General features: G+C 40.8%; 14 protein-coding genes. 8 read left to right on the top strand and 6 right to left on the bottom strand.

Going from position 1 to position 17,571, the window contains the following annotated elements; translation table 11 throughout:
- The first annotated feature begins 7 nt into the window (after positions 1-7).
- Positions 8-274, top strand: coding sequence for a MoaD/ThiS family protein (locus tag G4P69_RS03815; protein WP_208341657.1), 267 nt, complete (start codon positions 8-10; stop codon positions 272-274).
- On the opposite strand, the gene G4P69_RS03820 is transcribed toward G4P69_RS03815, so the two are convergent.
- Entirely contained in the window at positions 267-2,564 is a 2,298-nt protein-coding gene (locus G4P69_RS03820) for a DUF11 domain-containing protein (RefSeq protein WP_208341656.1), read from the bottom strand. The genes G4P69_RS03815 and G4P69_RS03820 overlap by 8 nt on opposite strands.
- A gap of 272 nt (positions 2,565-2,836) precedes the next feature.
- Here G4P69_RS03820 and G4P69_RS03825 point away from each other — a divergent pair, with 272 nt between their 5' ends.
- The gene (locus tag G4P69_RS03825; RefSeq protein ID WP_208341655.1) at positions 2,837-3,883 is read left to right on the top strand and encodes an FUSC family protein; all 1,047 of its coding nucleotides are present in this window, start codon (positions 2,837-2,839) and stop codon (positions 3,881-3,883) included.
- Positions 3,884-4,037: 154 nt separating this feature from the next.
- Here the strand turns inward: G4P69_RS03825 and G4P69_RS03830 are convergent, their stop codons facing one another.
- A complete protein-coding gene (locus G4P69_RS03830; RefSeq protein ID WP_208341654.1) occupies positions 4,038-5,126 on the bottom strand; it encodes a RuBisCO accumulation factor 1 in 1,089 nt (362 codons plus the stop codon).
- 373 nt (positions 5,127-5,499) lie between these two features.
- Between G4P69_RS03830 and G4P69_RS03835 the strand changes: the two genes are divergently transcribed.
- The 6 genes from G4P69_RS03835 to G4P69_RS03860 all read left to right on the top strand — a co-directional run bounded on the left by G4P69_RS03835 (position 5,500) and on the right by G4P69_RS03860 (position 11,435).
- Positions 5,500-6,477: a response regulator gene (locus G4P69_RS03835; RefSeq protein WP_208341653.1), complete on the top strand. Its 978-nt coding sequence runs from the start codon at positions 5,500-5,502 to the stop codon at positions 6,475-6,477.
- A 21-nt stretch (positions 6,478-6,498) separates the two neighbouring features.
- Positions 6,499-7,194 (top strand): bifunctional demethylmenaquinone methyltransferase/2-methoxy-6-polyprenyl-1,4-benzoquinol methylase UbiE, encoded by a 696-nt coding sequence (gene ubiE / locus G4P69_RS03840; protein ID WP_208341652.1) that lies wholly within the window; start codon positions 6,499-6,501, stop codon positions 7,192-7,194.
- A gap of 247 nt (positions 7,195-7,441) precedes the next feature.
- Positions 7,442-8,677 carry a DUF445 domain-containing protein gene (locus G4P69_RS03845; protein WP_208348569.1) on the top strand — a complete coding sequence of 412 codons (1,236 nt, stop codon included), beginning with the start codon at positions 7,442-7,444 and terminating at the stop codon, positions 8,675-8,677.
- A 110-nt stretch (positions 8,678-8,787) separates the two neighbouring features.
- On the top strand, positions 8,788-9,489 hold the full coding sequence (locus G4P69_RS03850; protein WP_208345099.1) for a hypothetical protein: 702 nt from the start codon (positions 8,788-8,790) through the stop codon (positions 9,487-9,489).
- 8 nt (positions 9,490-9,497) lie between these two features.
- The gene (locus G4P69_RS03855) at positions 9,498-10,421 is read left to right on the top strand and encodes a DMT family transporter (protein WP_208345098.1); all 924 of its coding nucleotides are present in this window, start codon (positions 9,498-9,500) and stop codon (positions 10,419-10,421) included.
- Between the two features lie 189 nt (positions 10,422-10,610).
- Positions 10,611-11,435, top strand: a complete 825-nt coding sequence (locus G4P69_RS03860; protein ID WP_208345097.1) for an undecaprenyl-diphosphate phosphatase — start codon at positions 10,611-10,613, stop codon at positions 11,433-11,435.
- Positions 11,436-11,577: 142 nt separating this feature from the next.
- On the opposite strand, the gene G4P69_RS03865 is transcribed toward G4P69_RS03860, so the two are convergent.
- The 4 genes from G4P69_RS03865 to G4P69_RS03880 form a co-directional block, all read right to left on the bottom strand.
- Positions 11,578-12,510, bottom strand: coding sequence for a trypsin-like serine peptidase (locus tag G4P69_RS03865; protein WP_208345096.1), 933 nt, complete (start codon positions 12,508-12,510; stop codon positions 11,578-11,580).
- A gap of 126 nt (positions 12,511-12,636) precedes the next feature.
- Complete coding sequence (locus G4P69_RS03870; protein WP_208348577.1) at positions 12,637-16,098, bottom strand: CHAT domain-containing tetratricopeptide repeat protein; 3,462 nt, start codon at positions 16,096-16,098, stop codon at positions 12,637-12,639.
- Between the two features lie 746 nt (positions 16,099-16,844).
- On the bottom strand, positions 16,845-17,318 hold the full coding sequence (locus G4P69_RS03875) for an HNH endonuclease (protein ID WP_310834000.1): 474 nt from the start codon (positions 17,316-17,318) through the stop codon (positions 16,845-16,847).
- The gene (locus G4P69_RS03880; protein ID WP_208345275.1) at positions 17,308-17,568 is read right to left on the bottom strand and encodes a hypothetical protein; all 261 of its coding nucleotides are present in this window, start codon (positions 17,566-17,568) and stop codon (positions 17,308-17,310) included. Before G4P69_RS03880 ends, G4P69_RS03875 begins: the two co-directional genes overlap by 11 nt.
- Positions 17,569-17,571: the final 3 nt, after the last annotated feature.

The raw sequence follows: 17,571 nt of genomic DNA on the forward strand, positions 1-17,571 counted from the left end.
GGCAATTATGTCTCATTCTACTATCACAGTTAGCATCAAGTTATTTGCAGCATATCAGGAAGCTTACGGAGTTCCGGAAATAGTGCTAGAATTACCTAAAGAAACAGCAGTTGTGGCGGTGCGAGATCGCCTAATTAACGAACATCCGGAACTCGCCAAATGGAGGGAAGTTACGCGTTTCGGTATTAATTTGCAATTTGTCGAATCAGACACGATTCTACAAGATGGGGATGAAGTCGTGTTAATTCCTCCCGTGAGTGGTGGCATCAGTTGACTTTAACACGAAAGCGAATGAACCCGTAAGAATTTGTTGGAGTTCCAGGAGCAGTTGCACGAGGGAGAATGTTAGGACTCTTGATAGGATTGACAACTACAGCGCCGTTAGTATTATTGTTACTACCACAGGCTGTAGGTAGTGTTTTTCTTGGTGCAAACAACTGACCCCTATCAGAATCAGCAACATTTGACAGATAAAAGCTTGGGTTAGTTGGCAACTTTGTAGAGTCAAGCGCAAGCCCTATACCCTGAGCGGCTGTTGGTAAACCACCATCTGTAGGAGTTAAATTATTAAAGGTGTTAGGGATGAAAGTAGTATTGTTGGGTATAGGATCACAGATAACGACATTCGTAGCGTCGTTCGTACCTTTCGATAAAAAGTAGATGGTGTATTCCAACTCATCTCCCGGCTTAACAATTCCGCCATTAATCACACCGCGCAGGTATGTAGATGTTGGACTGGGCCAGTTAGAATCATTATCTTCTACACTATTAGGGTCATCAACAAACTGATTAAAAGAAACACCGTTAATCGCAGTAATGCGTTTGACTAACAGCAGCTTAGGTGTACTAGGGGGTACGATATTCAGTACAGTATTACTAGCACTGCTTGGAAAATACGTCCATAGATCTAACCCCTTGGTATCTCCAAAGGAGCCATTACATTTAGTGTTAGCATTACCATTATTGCCTTGTTGGCCAAATGCTCGCTGGTTAGTTGTGGTATCAAATCCATTAATCGGGTCACTGTAAGGTATGGTAGGTGGATTAATACCGCACAGTGCACTACCTGGAGTGCCAACATTAGTACCCCCAACAGTTGTATACCCGCGATCGTCATAAAACCCTGTTGTGTTTCCTAGCGGATTGGTTGCATTTAGTAGCGTAATAGTCGGACCACCAAAGTAATTATTTTCAGCATCCAGCATAGGAAAGTGATACTCTCCGGCATGAATTTTCATGCTGACTTTGTAGTTATTACCACTAGGGAAGTAGTTACCACTATTATCTTTACCGTTCCAAGAAACTGACTGCGCTCCGGAAGTTAGTAATGCTCCGATTAAAACTCGATTTTGTGAATTAGTTGGATCAAAATTCGTGCCATCACGGCTGATGATAATGACGTAATTACCTGAAATGTTACTGTTAAAAGTAAAAGTACCACCAGTAGAATATTTACTATTGTTACCTCCAGCAGTGCCTGTAAAATTTACGGAGTTGACAGTCGGAAAAATCGGGGTTGAAGAAATACCAACTCCGTCCAATGTACCATCTGCTCGATAACGGTTTAGGTATGGAAGCACATTTGAATCAAGAGGATTGAAGAAAGTAGGATACTGTGGACGAGATAGACTAGTACCTCCGTCAGGACTTGAAAGTTGAGCATCTTGACCAATAACGTCGTGATAAAGAATCGACTTACCGTCGCTGTCGAAAAAGCCCACCTGATTACCATAAATCACAAACCCGTTGGGATCTGTTCCTCTAAGAGTTACTTTATATTGATAACCATCTGTTGTAACCGGGTAGGTTGAGAAGTAAACTGGAAGACCATTATTACCTGTGAATAAGGCAAAATAGTAGGTGAACAATCGCCCATTGAAATCAGTTATGGAGTCTTGATTGCTACTGCGTACCGTCACATCCCAAGCTGCAACACTACTTCCCTGACTCGTGTCAAAGTTTTTGGAGCTTACGAGATTAATATCAGCGGTCACTCCACCATTTACATTAGAGTTACTTCCATCAGTTCCATAGAAAACAACGTCGTAAATGCCTGTGGATGGAGCTTTGTAATAACACGGTATATACCCACTGGTGTTACCACTACCAGAAATAGACTGTGGACCTGCTAATTCCTGAGTGCGGCTGGAAATATATCCTTGACCAGGTTGGGAGGAACATTTAAAATTTGGTGTTGCTGGGATGATTTCACTGCCAATACTTCCGCTAACTTGACCAGGATTGAAAACTAGAATATCAGCACTGCCTTGCCCTACAGCACTGGAACCTAAAAGAATATACTCTCCTTGATTTGCGTATACCTTTAGTAAAGTTCTGCGTGTAACAATACCACCGTACTGGTCAGTTCGCCATTCTAGGTTAGCTCTGGCACTACCAGCAGGAGAAGAACTAGGATATAATGTACGGCTACCTTCTGCTTGAGCAGGTTGTATCCAATAACTCCAGGTACACAATAGTAGAGCAAGGCTACCAAGCCATCTTTTTTTAGATTTAGGAGATATAACGCTTCTACATAATTTGAGATGTTTGATAGATAGGCTCATCGCTGGTTTCGGAGATTTTTGGATAGTAGCAAGTTTGCTCAAACACAATTTAGAAGCAGAACTTGATCTGAGTGGCGATTAGGCTGTCTCCTCACCGCCCTTGAGAGCGATCGCGAAGCGCCAATCACACTTACACAATCCCCTCTTTTAGATTGCCCAAAGTATCAGATGATCTACCATATCGATAAATTCGTGGCCTTTTGATTGATAGTTGTGCTATCTTCCCTAAAGAGCAACTACGAACCCCCAAAACTTGCATTAACTGACAGCAGATGAAAGTCAGTAGAGAAAATCTCTTAACCCTAAGCAAATATGCCATAAAAATGGGAATGGCAGCCACCTTAGCTGCTGTAATTGCTCAAAAACTTCACTTAAGATATCCCATTTACGCAATGATTGCTCCCATCATTATTATGGGAACTACACGAGGCAGTACTTGGAGTGCAGGAATTAGCCGGATCAAAGGTACAATAATTGGTATAATTACAGGCGCTATATTTGAGACAATATTTGGTAGTAACCCGTTATCTATATTGGCAGCGAGTACTTTAGTTATCTTTTTGTGTCGTTATTGGGAATTAGGTGAAGCTTACAGGCTAGCTGGATATGTAACTGCTATCGTGGTTTTAGAACATAGCGATCAGCCTTGGCTATATGCCTGGGGTAGATTTTTAGAAACTGCATTAGGAATTGGAGTTGCCTTACTAATCAACACTTACCTCTGGCCATCACCAGCAACAGAAAACTTAGCAAAAAGCTTAACTCAAATTCTGATCGATATGGAAAAGCTTTACCAAATAGTCTTTAACTGTTACATAACAGGAGAATATCACGAAAAAGAAATTAATGATCTAAGAAATAGCATTATTTCATCTCTCAGGGAAGAAGAAAAACTCTGGCCAGAAGCAAAACGGGAACAATCAGGGTTATTTTGGGTAGATGAAAGTTGGGAATTTCTTATCAGAAGATTGTGGGCACATATTTCAACTATGAATAATATTGCTTTAGATAGTCAGGAAAATTCTTTGTTATTAGGATTAGCTCCTCAATTAACACAATTAGCTCACGTGACTTCTATGAGTTTTAGACAGCTAGTTGAAGCTGTTAGTAATAAACAATCTTTTATAAAATTGCCTGAGTTAGAGCAAGCTTGCTATGTAGCAGACAAACAAATAGAATCGTTACAACAAGTTGAAAATAATCACTATCCTCTTGGGGAAATGTTACGCTTTGCCTCATTCTTTTACAATATGGAAGCAATTGCTAGAGATCTATTAAAGATGAGCGATCATAATGGAGAGAAGCAGAAGAAAAGGTAGCCCTCAGCTACCCTTTCTTCTTGCTAAGCTTTTCCACATATAAGTTGCATTTTGTTCTATTAGTCGGAAAAGCTTCAAACCCTATGCCCTATGCCCTATGCCCTATGCCCCTTGCCCCCTGTTATCTAAATGCGCAAACTAAATGTGGAACATATTATTCATCAATTTGCCAAGAATCCTTAGTCAACTCTTCATCAAGAATTTTCTTTGCACGTAGAACCAAAATAATTCGTCCCAGTATAGGTATTTCTGGTACAGTCTCAAGCCACTGAAAGTCTACTTGACCGGAGTTGTCAACCACAAAATAACTGTTAGCGTCCCATTCCCTTTGAGCACGATCTAAAACGACGAGAACAGGTTCTGAGATATTTCGTGTTTGGTTAGGAAGGCTATCACTGTTGCACAAAATCACTAAAGGATCTTCTGCACTCAATAACACTTGCCAACCTGGTAACGGTACCCAAGCTTGTTCTCCTGCAAACTTAACCATCCGAAATGGTTCTACTTCTTTTATAAAAGGAACTGCTTGGAGATCTTGTGGTGTTAAGGGTAACTCACCAACAACTGGGACAATCCGAGGTAATTCTTCTTCTGATTCTAAACGGTAGAACGGTAAAATCGGGGCAGGGCGTTTAGGGACAACCGTAAAATCAGTTAATAATCGTTCGATTTGTGTCCTAGCTGTTTGGGAGTGAGCAAATTTTAACCCTTTAGCAATTTGGCGCGATCGCGCTTGGAGATCTGAGTTTTGGCGGGCTAATTTCCAGCATTGATAAGCTACAGCATCTCCTGGATGATTTTCAAAACCTTCGGGGGGAGTACGAAAGCGGGAGAAATCTTTAATTGCTTTGGCAACTTCCCTTGCCTCGTCTAGATCAAGCCTATGATTGAAGGTTAATTCAGCCGCCGCTGCGCGTTCTTCTTGAGTCAGTAAGCGCAGTTCATACAATACATCACTTCCTCTTGTAGCGTAGTGTGATATGACGGCCTGTGATGCACCAGCTTTTTCTAAAGAACTATAAACTTGGGCACCTACAACAACCTGGTTTTGTTGAACCTGTTCAAAACCAGTCGCTTCAAAGATCGTTTGAGGATTGTAACCTGCTTTTTGCAGTTTGGCGATCGCCACTCCCCATTCTACCCAATTACCTTGCTTTTGTCTGAGTTTTTGCAGGAGATCTTGTGCTATTTCCTCATCCATAGCATTTTCAAGATTTTGAGCATTGGGTGGTTGGTCAGTCATCTAAAACTCCTGATACGTTTGGAAACTCTGTGTCTTTAGACTCGGCTTGCTGACAGTAAGACAAAGAATACCAACAGCAGATATTATTTTATCCCTTAAGGTGCAATACCGTTCCATTGGGAGGGAAAATTCCACAGAATTCACTTAGCGAGTGATTCCAGCGTTGTTCCTCATCGCCGCCTTTTGAACAATTACTTACAACTGCCCAGGTATTTTTTTGCGTAATTACACTTAAAAAACATATACTGTTTATAATTTAAAATACTTATAAATTAATATTTCAAGAGTATAGTGAAGAAGTAGCATAAGCTATTCTCAATTTAGTTTTGTATGGAATATAACAAAAGAAATAATACTTATAAGGATTGATTTTATGGATCATCTACTTCCGGAACTTGATAAAACCAAATGTCAGTTAAGGACTATAGAAAGACCCAAAAAACAAAAAATTCTGGTAGTAGACGATGAGCCAGATAATTTAGATCTACTTTATCGCACCTTCCGACGCGACTTTAATGTTTTCAAAGCAGATAGTGGTATCAAGGCTTTGGAAGTTTTAGCATCTGAAGGAGAGGTAGCAGTGATCATCTCTGACCAACGGATGCCAGAAATGAAGGGAACAGAGTTTCTAAGTAAGACGGTACCCCAATTTCCAGATACAGTAAGAATCATACTAACAGGTTTTACTGATATTGAAGATCTAGTAGAAGCAATTAATGCTGGACAAGTCTATAAGTATATTACTAAACCTTGGGATCCTGGCGAGCTTAAGGCTGTTGTCCAGAGAGCAGTCGAAAGCTATGATTTACTCAAACAGCGAACAGAAGAATTGCGGCGTGTAAATGCCCAAATGTCGTTGCTAACTGTTCTAGTCCAGCTTACACAAGAAGCTCGGAGCTTAGACGAAACCCTAAACGCAACTGCGGCTGTTTTTGGAGAAAGTTTTGCAGCGGATCATTGTATTTTACAGTTAGTAGAAGATAATACCTTAGTTTCGATAGAAGGTAGTTACAGTAGTACAGGTAAACTAGTAAATTGGCTAGCACAAGATCTTTTGTTTAAGGAAGCCCTTGGCACTCTTAAAATGCAAATGTCAATGAATGTGGCTAATGACCCAAGATTTGCCAATGCTAGTCACTACCAGGATTCTGATGTTCAAGCACATTTAATTATTCCAATTATTTATCAAGATGCAGTTGTAGCTGTACTGTCGCTACAGTGGCAACGACCCTGCACCTTACGAGAAGATGAACTAAAAGTGATTCAATTATCAGCCGAAATGGTGGCCATATCGCTCACTTGCAAACAATCTTATAAACCAAAAATCCCATCAATGGTACATAGTGTATAGTATTCAGCCTTGACTACACTAATGACTAACAACGAAATTCGTGCCATTTTCGACAGTATTGCTCCAGTCTACGACCAATTAAACGATTGGTTGAGTCTGGGACAACACCGAATTTGGAAGGAAATGACGATAAAATGGAGCGGAGCAAAAACCGGAGATACAAGCCTTGATTTGTGTTGTGGTAGTGGGGACTTATCCCTACGCCTAGCACGGCGAGTCGGAGCAACGGGACGAGTGTACGGAGTAGATTTTTCAACTGCACTGTTAGAAATTGCTTCTGCCCGCGCTCAAAGCGAGTATCTACCTCCCGTCATTACCTGGGTGGAAGCTGATGTACTAGATTTGCCTTTTGAAAACAACTATTTCGATGCTGTAACAATGGGCTATGGTTTACGAAATGTAACAGATATTCCTAGAAGTTTAAAAGAAATACACCGCGTTCTCAAAGCAAGTGCCAAAGCTGCTATTTTAGATTTTCATCGTCCAAGCAATCAACAAATTCGCGCCCTTCAACAATGGTATATGAATCATCTAGTGGTTCCACTTGCTGAGCAAATGGGTTTTAAAGAAGAATATGCCTACATTAGCCCGAGCTTAGATCGTTTTCCAATAGGAACAGAGCAAGTTAGGATCGCTCGTCAAGTTGGCTTTGTAACTGCAACACATTACCCTATCGCGAACGGTATGATGGGAGTGCTAGTGGTCACAAAAGCGTAAAACAGGGAGCTCTTAGTAGGGAGCTCTTAGTAGGGAGCTCTTAGCAGGGAGCTCTTAGCAGGGAGCACAGAACACAAGGTTGAAGGATAAGAATTACATTAGGAAATCTTGAGCGGGAACGAGTCAATAGTGCGTAGGATTTACCTTTTTTTTCTCCTCTGCTCCCCCTGCTCCCCCCTGCTCCCCCTGCTCCCCCTGCTTCCCCTGCTCCCCCTGCTCCCCCTGCTCCCCTCTGCTTCCCTTTCATATGGATTGGTCTAATCTCTGGCTTTATGTATCTCCCCCAGTTCTGGGTGCAATTATTGGCTATTTCACCAACGATATAGCCATCAAAATGTTATTTCGACCTTATCGACCAATTTACATTGGTGGACGACAGCTTATCTTTACCCCTGGATTAATTCCGGGTAATCAGGATCGCCTGGCTAAGAATATCTCAGAAACGATTATGGGATCGTTACTGACACCTGAAGAATTGCAAAATCTAGCACGGCGGCTCTTGCAAACTGAACGCGTGCAAGCAGGTATTCTCTGGTTACTCCAAATGGCTGTTGACCAAGTAAAAGCTGATAAACAGCAAAAAACTGCTAGTGTTTTGGCAGCGATTTTACGGGATTTGTTAGGAGAATCGTTACCTCGTCTCCTCAAGGTTTTGGCACGGCGTGAAGATTTTTTAGAAGCACAGATCAATCAAATTTTTGACCAAATATTACTGGAATTTCAACTTAGTGAAGAACAAGCAAGACGCCTTGCAGATTGGCTTGTACAAGTTGTGATTCCACCAGATGTACTGCGGCGTGCAATAATTGATTTTTTGAGCGATCGCACAATTCAGACTATTGATGAAAGGTTTCGAGAAAAAACCAGTGGTACTTATTGGGTAGTGGCAAATTTATTTGGCTTACGCAATACTTTAACCCGATTACGGAGCTATTGCTTGGATGAAAAAGAAGCTACCATAGCTCGGTTACAAGAACTGATTCAAGATTTGGAAGTGCGCGATCGTATCAAAAAATTTCTACTTGAAATATCTTTACAAAACTTACCAATAGGGACAGTACGCCAACTAAGAAAAACAACACGCGACACTGTTCGTCAATACGTGCAATCACGAGGTAGCGACGTACTTCAAGGATTAAGTGAATCAATTAACTGGGACAATCTTTCTGTACTGGTTCTTAATCGCCTTAGTAATTCGTCTGTTTTGGGTACTTCTTTAGACGTAGTGAGTAAAGAATTGGCTTTAATTTTAGATCGTTATTTAGAAAAAGATTTAGAAGCTATTGTTGCTCAGACAATTCCCATTTTGGCTATTGATCAGATAATTATTGATCGCGTAAATGCAACCCCACCTGCTGATTTAGAAGCTGCTATTGAAGGAATTGTGAAAAATGAATTACAAGCAATTGTCACCTTGGGCGGGATTTTAGGGTTTGTTGTCGGATTGATGCAAGCAGTATTTTTATTCTTTAACCATGTATGAATAAGTTCATAGACATGAGTTTATTCTCGGAAAATATGGATAGATACGTTTCGGTTGGTGAAGCAGCACAAATTAAAGGCGTAGTTCAGAGATTTTAGGAGGTAATGGACGTGGGAGCAACTAAAACTTATGTAGATCAAATAGATTTCTGGTATTGGGGCGAGTTGTTTACTCTTTCCAATTTAGTTGACTCGTCTCGTCATTATTGCCTTGAATTAATTCTCAAAGGAAAAGGTAAACTCGAATGCAATAAGGAACTGCAAGCTAAGTTTGATATTAATAAAAGGTGGGCTAACTCTGTTTATACCGAGGTACAACCAATTGTCACCAATACTGATGAAAATCCTGCTTACAGCAGTTTAATTGGCTTAACAAAGTTCATGTCAATGTATGGGATGAATTCATCATCTGCGGCGGCGTTTGTTATAGCGCGTCGAGGTCGCAGATTTTCAGAAAGATTACCAAATAAACATCATTTACTTCCTTCCAAGTCCGCCTACACCGAAGATACTAAGGTGAAGCACGTTTGGTCGCATTGGAGTAGAGTTGCTCGTAGTGCCAAAGGTACTCGGAGGCATCAATATTTTACAGCCCGTCTTAACCGGACGCGAAAGGTTACGCCTAGTAGTCAGCTTGTTCATTCTATGAGTAAGTATGGACTGTTGGGCAATCCAGTACAACTGGAGCTTTTTGAGGTTGGTGTGATTCCAACGGGAAATGATGTGGTATCCGTTGCCGCGTCTAAGTCTAGACAAAAGCCAAGTAAACGTAGTATGTCTACTCATACTCAGCTTTTCCTAGATTTAAATTAACGGTTTAAATGTCACTACATCAAAGTTCTGGTCGCTGGCGTTTAGGGTTGGTGTTGTCGTTGTTGACGCTATTGTTGTGGGGAATTTTACCTATTGCTCTGGCAGTAACTCTACAATCTCTTGATGTTTACACAGTCATTTGGTTTCGTTTTTTAGTATCATTTGTATTGCTTGGTATCTATTTAGCAATGCGTGGGAAATTACCAAAGCTAGAACAGATGTCTTCCACTGCTTGGAAGTTGTTAGCGATCGCTACTCTAGGCTTGGGGGGTAATTACTTGCTTTTTATGTGGGGGTTAACACTAACGTCACCCGCTAATGCTGAAGTTAGCATTCAAATATCCACCCTTTTATTCGGTTTTGGTGGGTTGGTAATTTTTAAAGAACGTTATCAGCTGTATCAATGGATTGGGATCAGTGTATTAATTTTTGGTTATGTTTTATTTTTTAACGAGCAAATCACAAATTTAATCACAACTCGTAGTAACTATATTCTCGGTAATGGTTTGATTACACTAGGAGCAGCAACATGGGCTGTTTATGCTTTGGCACAAAAGCAGTTATTACAATCTTTATCCTCCACTAGCATCATGTTGATTATTTACGGAGGATGTGCTTTGTTATTTACCCCTTTTGCTAAGGTAAAAACAATTATAACTGTGGATAGTTTCCACTTAGGAATGTTACTTTTTTGCGGCTTGAATACTCTAATTGCTTACGGGGCTTTTGCAGAATCATTAGAACACTGGGAAGCCTCACGAGTAAGTGCAGTATTAGCATTAGCCCCTATTATTACTTTAATAGCAGTCAATATTATATCAATAATTGCACCTTCTTTAATTCCACCAGAACGTTTCACTTTTACAGCAATATTAGGAGCAGTACTAGTGGTAATAGGCTCAATGGCGATCGCGCTTTTTAAAACTGATTAAACAGTGGTTTTTCGTGCCACTTACTTAGTCAAGAATAGTGTTTAAAGTTACACACTATTGCTTAATCCACTTACGGTATGCGATAGAATAGCGATCGCTCTCCCTTGAGAGACTGCTAGCATGTTTATCAATCCGGGTTCAAAACGGTATAGTGAATTACTAGTTTAATCTTTAAGGTGTTAATTCTGCATGGAATATATTCAAGCTTTTGTTTTAGGTATTATTCAAGGGATTACTGAGTTTTTGCCAATTAGCAGCACTGCTCATCTGCTGATTTTTACAAAGGTTTTCGGTTGGAAGGAACTAGGCGCTAAAGATTTTGTGGATGCTATTCAATTTGGTAGTGTCATAGCTATTGTGTTATATTTCTGGTCGATGATTTTTGATATATTGAAGGGTGGAATTAAAGCACTTCAGAATAAAGACTGGCAGAGCGAAGAATGGAAAATAATTGTCGGTATTGCGGTTGGGACATTACCTGCATTAATTTTTGGCTTTCTTTTTAAAGATGCCATACCTGAGAGTGCTTTAGTAATTGCTATTATGTCAATTATCATGGCGCTTTTACTCGGTTTAGCAGAAAAAATTGGCTCTCGCAAACGGAATTTTAACTCATTGGAAATTCGAGATGGTATTTTAGTAGGATTGGGACAAACCCTAGCTTTAATTCCAGGAGCTTCCCGTTCTGGTTCAACATTGACCACCGCCTTATTTTTAGGGTTAGAACGAGACACGGCGGCAAAGTTTTCATTTTTGTTGGGTTTTCCTACTTTGACTATTGCTACCTTGTATAAAAGTCTGAAAATATTCAAGGAATTTCAAAACCACCAGTTACCAGATAATATTGTTCCACTTTTAATTGTGGGTATTGTTTCTACCTTTATTTTCTCTTACCTATCCATTGCATTTTTAATCCAGTATTTACGAACTAAAAATACTTTAGTTTTTGTATGGTACAGGTTAGCATTTGGAACCACCATATTATTATCAATAGCCGCAGGTTGGAAGGCGTAAGGATCCCAATGAGTGACAATTTAGTGCGATCGCCCTTGGTGCTGTCTTCGGGGCGATCGCGCAAAGCCCAGCAGCAAAGCTGATCGCGCTATAGATTCAGAACCCCACAGCTTCAGCATCATGACAGCTGTGGGACATCTACCTACTTCAAGAAATCGAGTTTGACAGCTACATTAATTAAGTCTTTATTAGCCTGCAAATCTTTAATTTCACCTTCGTTGAGAGCAACGATGTACGGGTCATCATTAATCATAGCGATGATGGGTCCTCCAGAAGAACCACCAGCAGTATCGCAGTCATGTAAAAGGAAATTCTGAGCCTCGTTGACAATGCTACAACCTTTTTGGAAACTTGCAGTCCATCCAGGCCCAGCATTAAAATATTGCTGATATTTAGGAGTAGGAAAATCTCCGGAATAGCCCACGAAGAAGTATTTTTTCTGGTTACGAATCAAAACTGAAGAGGGTAGAGGCTTTGTTCCTAAATAGCCATATTTACGACCAAGGGGTTTATTGATTTTCATAACAGCCCAGTCATTTGGACTAATTGACTTGCTATTTTTGAAATCTGTACCATAAATAACTTCTTCTACAGATGCTATATCTTGAACATCTTGTACTTCTCTATCGATAACGTTTGGTAAGAAGAGAATTTGTTTGCTTAATTTACTAGTATCGGGATCAATGACGCAGTGGGCATTAGTTAAAACCAAATTTTCTGCAATTAACGCTCCTGTACAATGATAACTTTTAGCATCCGCAGTAGTTCCTTGGACACGACCAATTGTAGACCAAGGATATTTCCTGCTCAACATAGGAATACGGTGATCTATTTCGCCAGGGATTCCGCGTGTACCACCAACGTTAGGTTTTGCAGAACGACCAAGTGAGTCGGGGATGTAAGGTTTGCCATTACCAGGTAGTTTTAATTGACCTACATTTTGAAAGCTAGTAAACTTTGGTGGAGTCAATTCTTGGTTTTGTGTCTGAGCTTTTGCTTGTATTGATGACCAATGACCCAAGGTAACAACGCTCAGAATTCCTGAGACAAATAATGCAAAATGTTGTTTAGTCATTGAAAGTTACTCCTCAATTAATATTTGAAATTGTTGACTTTATCTACTGGAATTTTCCAATAAAATGGAAAGGTTTGTAGTTGCATTAAGAGTGCACTCTTAGTGCAACTACGAACCAAGAATTGTTCATCTCCATTCACCTTGCAAAGTAAAAGCAGCCCAATATAAGGGCTTGTTCAAGTTAGGATCACGCAATAGCTTGAGTTGTGCTTCTCGTAAAGCAACACTAGGGGATTGATGAAGCTGTAGCATTTGAAAGTAAAACTCCTGCATCAACTTTGCTGTTGCGTCATCGTTCACTTTCCACAGAGATACTGCCACTCTTTGGGAACCTGCATACATCAAGCCTCTTGTCAATCCTATTAATCCTTCGCCTTCGACATTCTTTCCGATTCCTGTGTCACAAGCACTGAGTACAACTAGGTCAGCAGGATAGTCCAGATTAAAGATATCACCAAGCTGCAGGTAACCTCGAGGAGTTGGCGAGCCTTTTTGATCAAAAAGTGAGAGAACAATTCTTGATAATTCTGGGTGTTCTGGGTCAGCAAAACCGTGAGTGGCAAAATGTAAGAAGCGATACTGTGATAGTTGTTTGCTGGTTGCCCAATTGTAGTTAGCATCGAAATCAAACGCTTGTAAGTTATCTGTTTGATTGACGAGTTTTAAAATCGCGTTGGCTTCCTTGCGCGTACCTTCAAGTCTTCCCAAACCGAAACTTCTTGCTGCACGTTTGATCTCAGCTTGCTGTATTTCAGCAGGAATAACTAAGTTGGAAACAGGAGGTGGCTCAGGTTTACCTGTAATTCGTGTATCATTTGCCTCAAATACTGGGTCAGCGAGGATAGCTAAAGTTTTAGGAGCGCTTTTGCGTCCCATAAGTTCTTTTCGTTGGGTAGCAATAGTGGTGAGGGATGGTAAATTGACGATTTGATGGTTAACTATCAACGGTTGGTACTGAATGTTTCCGGATGCTTTATTATTAGTAGTGATGTCAGATAATGCGGCAAAGGGAATAGTTTGCAATGCACCATCAGCAACAATCACTAAGCGTTTTTTTCCCAACTTGCTAGCTACAGGTGCAAGGATAATTTGACTGAGTTTGTTAAGATCTGGGGAACTATAGGGTAGTTTTATGTTTTGTCTAAAATTCTCTGCTGCGGTTTCGATTTGTTTTTTATCTGGAAGTTGGTAGGTATCAATAGAATTGGGAGTTACAGCCCAAAGATAACTGTGTTCTTTACCTAAAGAATATTCCAACAAGAGTGTATCAGAATCCAGTTGTTGCTGAATCTGCTCTAAATTCAGAGCTTGTGGGTACTTGATTGCTGCGTATTTAGGGCTAGTAAGCCGAATTTTTGTTTGTAACTCTTGTTGTTGACTTAGCAAGTTTTCAAGTTCAAGTTTAAGCTTTGCTATTGCAGCTTCGGTGTTTGGTTTGCTGGATAGTTCTTGTAGTTGTCTTGTTGTACTATCGATTTTCTGCTGCAACTGCTGTTCAATAGCTAAAAGTTTCGGGTCAACACCTTTACGAATATCAGCATGAGCTTCAGTTAACAATTCTATTAAGCCACGGGCACGGGAGCGTTCGCTGATTTGTAGTGCAAGAGCATCATACCCGCTTAACGGGTATTTTTTATGCAGTTGCATCAGCAGATCAATGTAGAATTTGTAATAACGTTGTGCTGAAGCGAAGTAGGAACTTTGTAGGTCTTTGTTAACAACTTTCGTGCGTAATTCTTCGCTAATTTGTATAGCTGCTTTGATTTGTTTTAGGGATCGTTCTAAGTCGCCTTGATTTCGTTCTAGAAGAGCTATATTACCGAGGGTAGTAGCTTCACCCGACTTGTCCCCCACAGCGCGTCTTAAAGGTAAAGCCTGATTGTAGTAGGTAAGTGCCTTCTGCAAGTCTCCTAAATCCGCGTAGACTCTGCCAATATTGTTCAGGGTAGTAGCTTCACCCGACTTATCGCCGGCAGCACGGTATAGAGGTAACACCTGATTTAAGTACGTAAGTGCCTTCTGCTTTTCTCCTAAATCATTGTAGACCGTGCCGATATTGTTCAAGGTAGTGGCTTCGCCAGACTTGTCGCCCACAGCACGGTATAGAGGTAAAGCCTGATTGTAGTAGGTAAGTGCCTTCTGGGTGTCTCCTAAATTCGAGTAGACCGCGCCAATATTGTTCAGGGTAGTAGCTTCACCCGACTTGTTGCCGACCGCACGGAATAGTGGTAAAGCCTGATTGTAGTAGGTAAGTGCCTTCTGCTTTTCTCCTAAATCCGAGTACACTTTGCCAATATTGTTTAGTGTCCCAGCTTCACGCGAGTTGTCGCCCACAGCACGGATTAGAGCTAAAACCTGGTTGTAGTAGGTAAGTGCCTTCTGCTTTTCTCCTAAATCCGAGTAGACTCTGCCAATGTTGTTAAGGGTAGTAGCTTCACCCGACTTGTCCCCCACAGTACGGATTAGAGCTAAAACCTGGTTGTAGTAGGTAAGTGCCTTCTGCAAGTCTCCTAAATTCAAGTAGACCGCGCCGATATTGTTCAGGGTAGTGGCTTCACCCGACTTGTTGCCCACAGTACGGAATAGAGCTAAAGCCTGATTGTAGTAGGTAAGTGCCTTCTGCAAGTCTCCTAAATCAGCGTAGACTCTGCCAATATTGTTTAGTGTTGCAGCTTCACCCGACTTGTTGCCCACAGCACGGAATAGAGGTAAAGCCTGATTATAGTGGGTAAGTGCCTTCTGGTTGTCTCCTAAATTAGAGTAGACACTGCCAATATTGTTTAGTGTTGCAGCTTCACCCGACTTGTCCCCAACAGCACGTCTTAGAGGTAAAGCCTGATTGTAGTACGTAAGTGCCTTCTGCAAGTCTCCTAAATCCGAGTGGACACCGCCAATGTTGTTAAGGGTAGTAGCTTCATCCGACTTGTCGCCCGCAGCACGGATTAGAGGTAAAGCCTGATTGTAGTAGGTAAGTGCCTTCTGGTTGTCTCCTAAATTCGAGTAGACTAAGCCAATATTGTTCAGGGTAGTGCCTTCACCCGACTTGTTCCCCACAGCACGGAATAGTGGTAAAGCCTGATTGTAGTAGGTAAGTGCCTTCTGTAAGTCCCCTGAATCCGAGTAGACTGAGCCAATATTGTTAAGGGTCCTAGCTTCACCCGACTTGTCACCAAGAGCATGGAATAGTGGTAAAGCCTGATTGTAGTAGGTAAGTGCCTTCTGCAAGTCTCCTAAATTTGAGTAGACTTTGCCAATACCTGTAAGAGTAAGAGCTTGATTTGCCTTGTCATTCAATCGCTCGAATAGTTGTAGCGCCTCAAGCCACTTGACGATCGCCTTCCGCAACGATTCTGGTGTCCCTTGCTTATAAAATTGAAGTCCTTCTTGGAAGGTTTGTTCTGCAGTAGCACTATCTCCACCTTGTTGTGTTGTTCCTGCTTTTTGTCCTATCTCCAAACCTCTCGTTGGAGGTGTTGCACCTGCCAAATCCAACAACAAAACCACACCCAGCAATAAAGTTAAACTGTAACGCGGTAACTTTAATAAAAAGCACCCAAAAATCCAGTGAAAAATTTCACTCCTCTTCATTTATTTACCTCAAGTACCAATTTTTAGTTACAGCGATATCACCACCAGAATAAATCTGTGGTTAGTCAATATTTACTTGTCTACAAAAATATTACCTTGAATGTATCCTGATTTTACGCACAAGATTTAGCTGTAACGGTTGCGGTTTCTGTTTTTGCAACAACAAAACGCAATAAGGTAATTTTAAAAACGAAAGAAATAGAGATGCTGCAAGCTTTTTACTGATTTTAGATGATAGCTTTATTTGTGCAATTGGCTCTTTGGACTCGCTAGTTCCATTCACTTGAGATTGGCGATCACGCAGAGCACACTTCGATGGAGCTGATCGCCCTCAGCTTACCCTTCTGGGTGATCGCGCCAATCTATGTTTTTCATCAAACCCGAATTACCTGAAAACTGAATATTGTTCATTTATCAGTAGGTTTTCCCTTTTCCATCTCGAAAAGTTGTTATCTGTAGTTGGAACACTACAAAGAAGCTGGGATGTTGTTGTAGAAGTTCGACAAATATGCACCATCATCTCAAGCCGTTAAAATCAATACACACGTTTTGGGCTTATTAGATCGCTGCGCTGAGTAAGGATAAAGAATAAAGTCTAGCACCTTGCGCCTACGCGATCGCTAGTTTTTGTATTGTACAGGTTAGCATTTGGAACTATAATATTATTATCAATTTCAAACAAAGCCTTAAGCCATTTGATTTCTTCCCCGGCTTCTTCAGATCTGAACCCCTACGGGGCTTGGCCATCAATTCCTTTTTACTGGATCATCTGGTGGTGGATGCCGACCAATTTCTCTATCAGCAGCACGAATATTAATTATTCTAGGTCGGTTGAATGCTAATTCTGTAACTGTGGTGCGTCCTGTTGGTGTCAAACCGATAATCAAAAGCGTATCTGTTGACCAAATAAAGTGTTCTTGCCAACTATCAGTGCGAGGATTAAATAAAGGTACTTCTGATAACAACTGTTCATCAAAGGCTTTAAGTTTATTTGATTTTTGGCGATTGCAATGAAAACAAGCCAAGGCTAAATTATCAATTGAATTAGCACCACCTTTGGAAAGAGGAATTACATGGTCTACAGTAAAGGAAACATATTGCCATTGTTCGGATGCGTGACAATATTCACACAGAAACTTGGCTCGTTGACGTACTTGATTTTGAGTAGCTTCACGCTTTGTAACGATTTGCAGACAAATTTCTAATTCCCTATAACTCACTCTGGTTTTGAGTTAGCGATGAATTTCTGATCATCCGATTCACAAAACTCAGATAATCGTCTAATTCCTCATATTCATCTAATTCTTTTTCTTCCTCGGAAGTAAGTGCAGATTCTTTCTGCTTAATCAATAATGCTTCAATTCGTCCCTGTACTAAGCTAGAAGCTCGAAATATAGGCACTCCTTCTACTAGCTCAATGCGGACAGCACCATCTAATGGTAAACTTTTAGGTAAGTGTAACAATTTCATAGG

It is taken from the genome of Aetokthonos hydrillicola CCALA 1050 (assembly GCF_017591665.1).
GTDB lineage: Bacteria > Cyanobacteriota > Cyanobacteriia > Cyanobacteriales > Nostocaceae > Aetokthonos > Aetokthonos hydrillicola.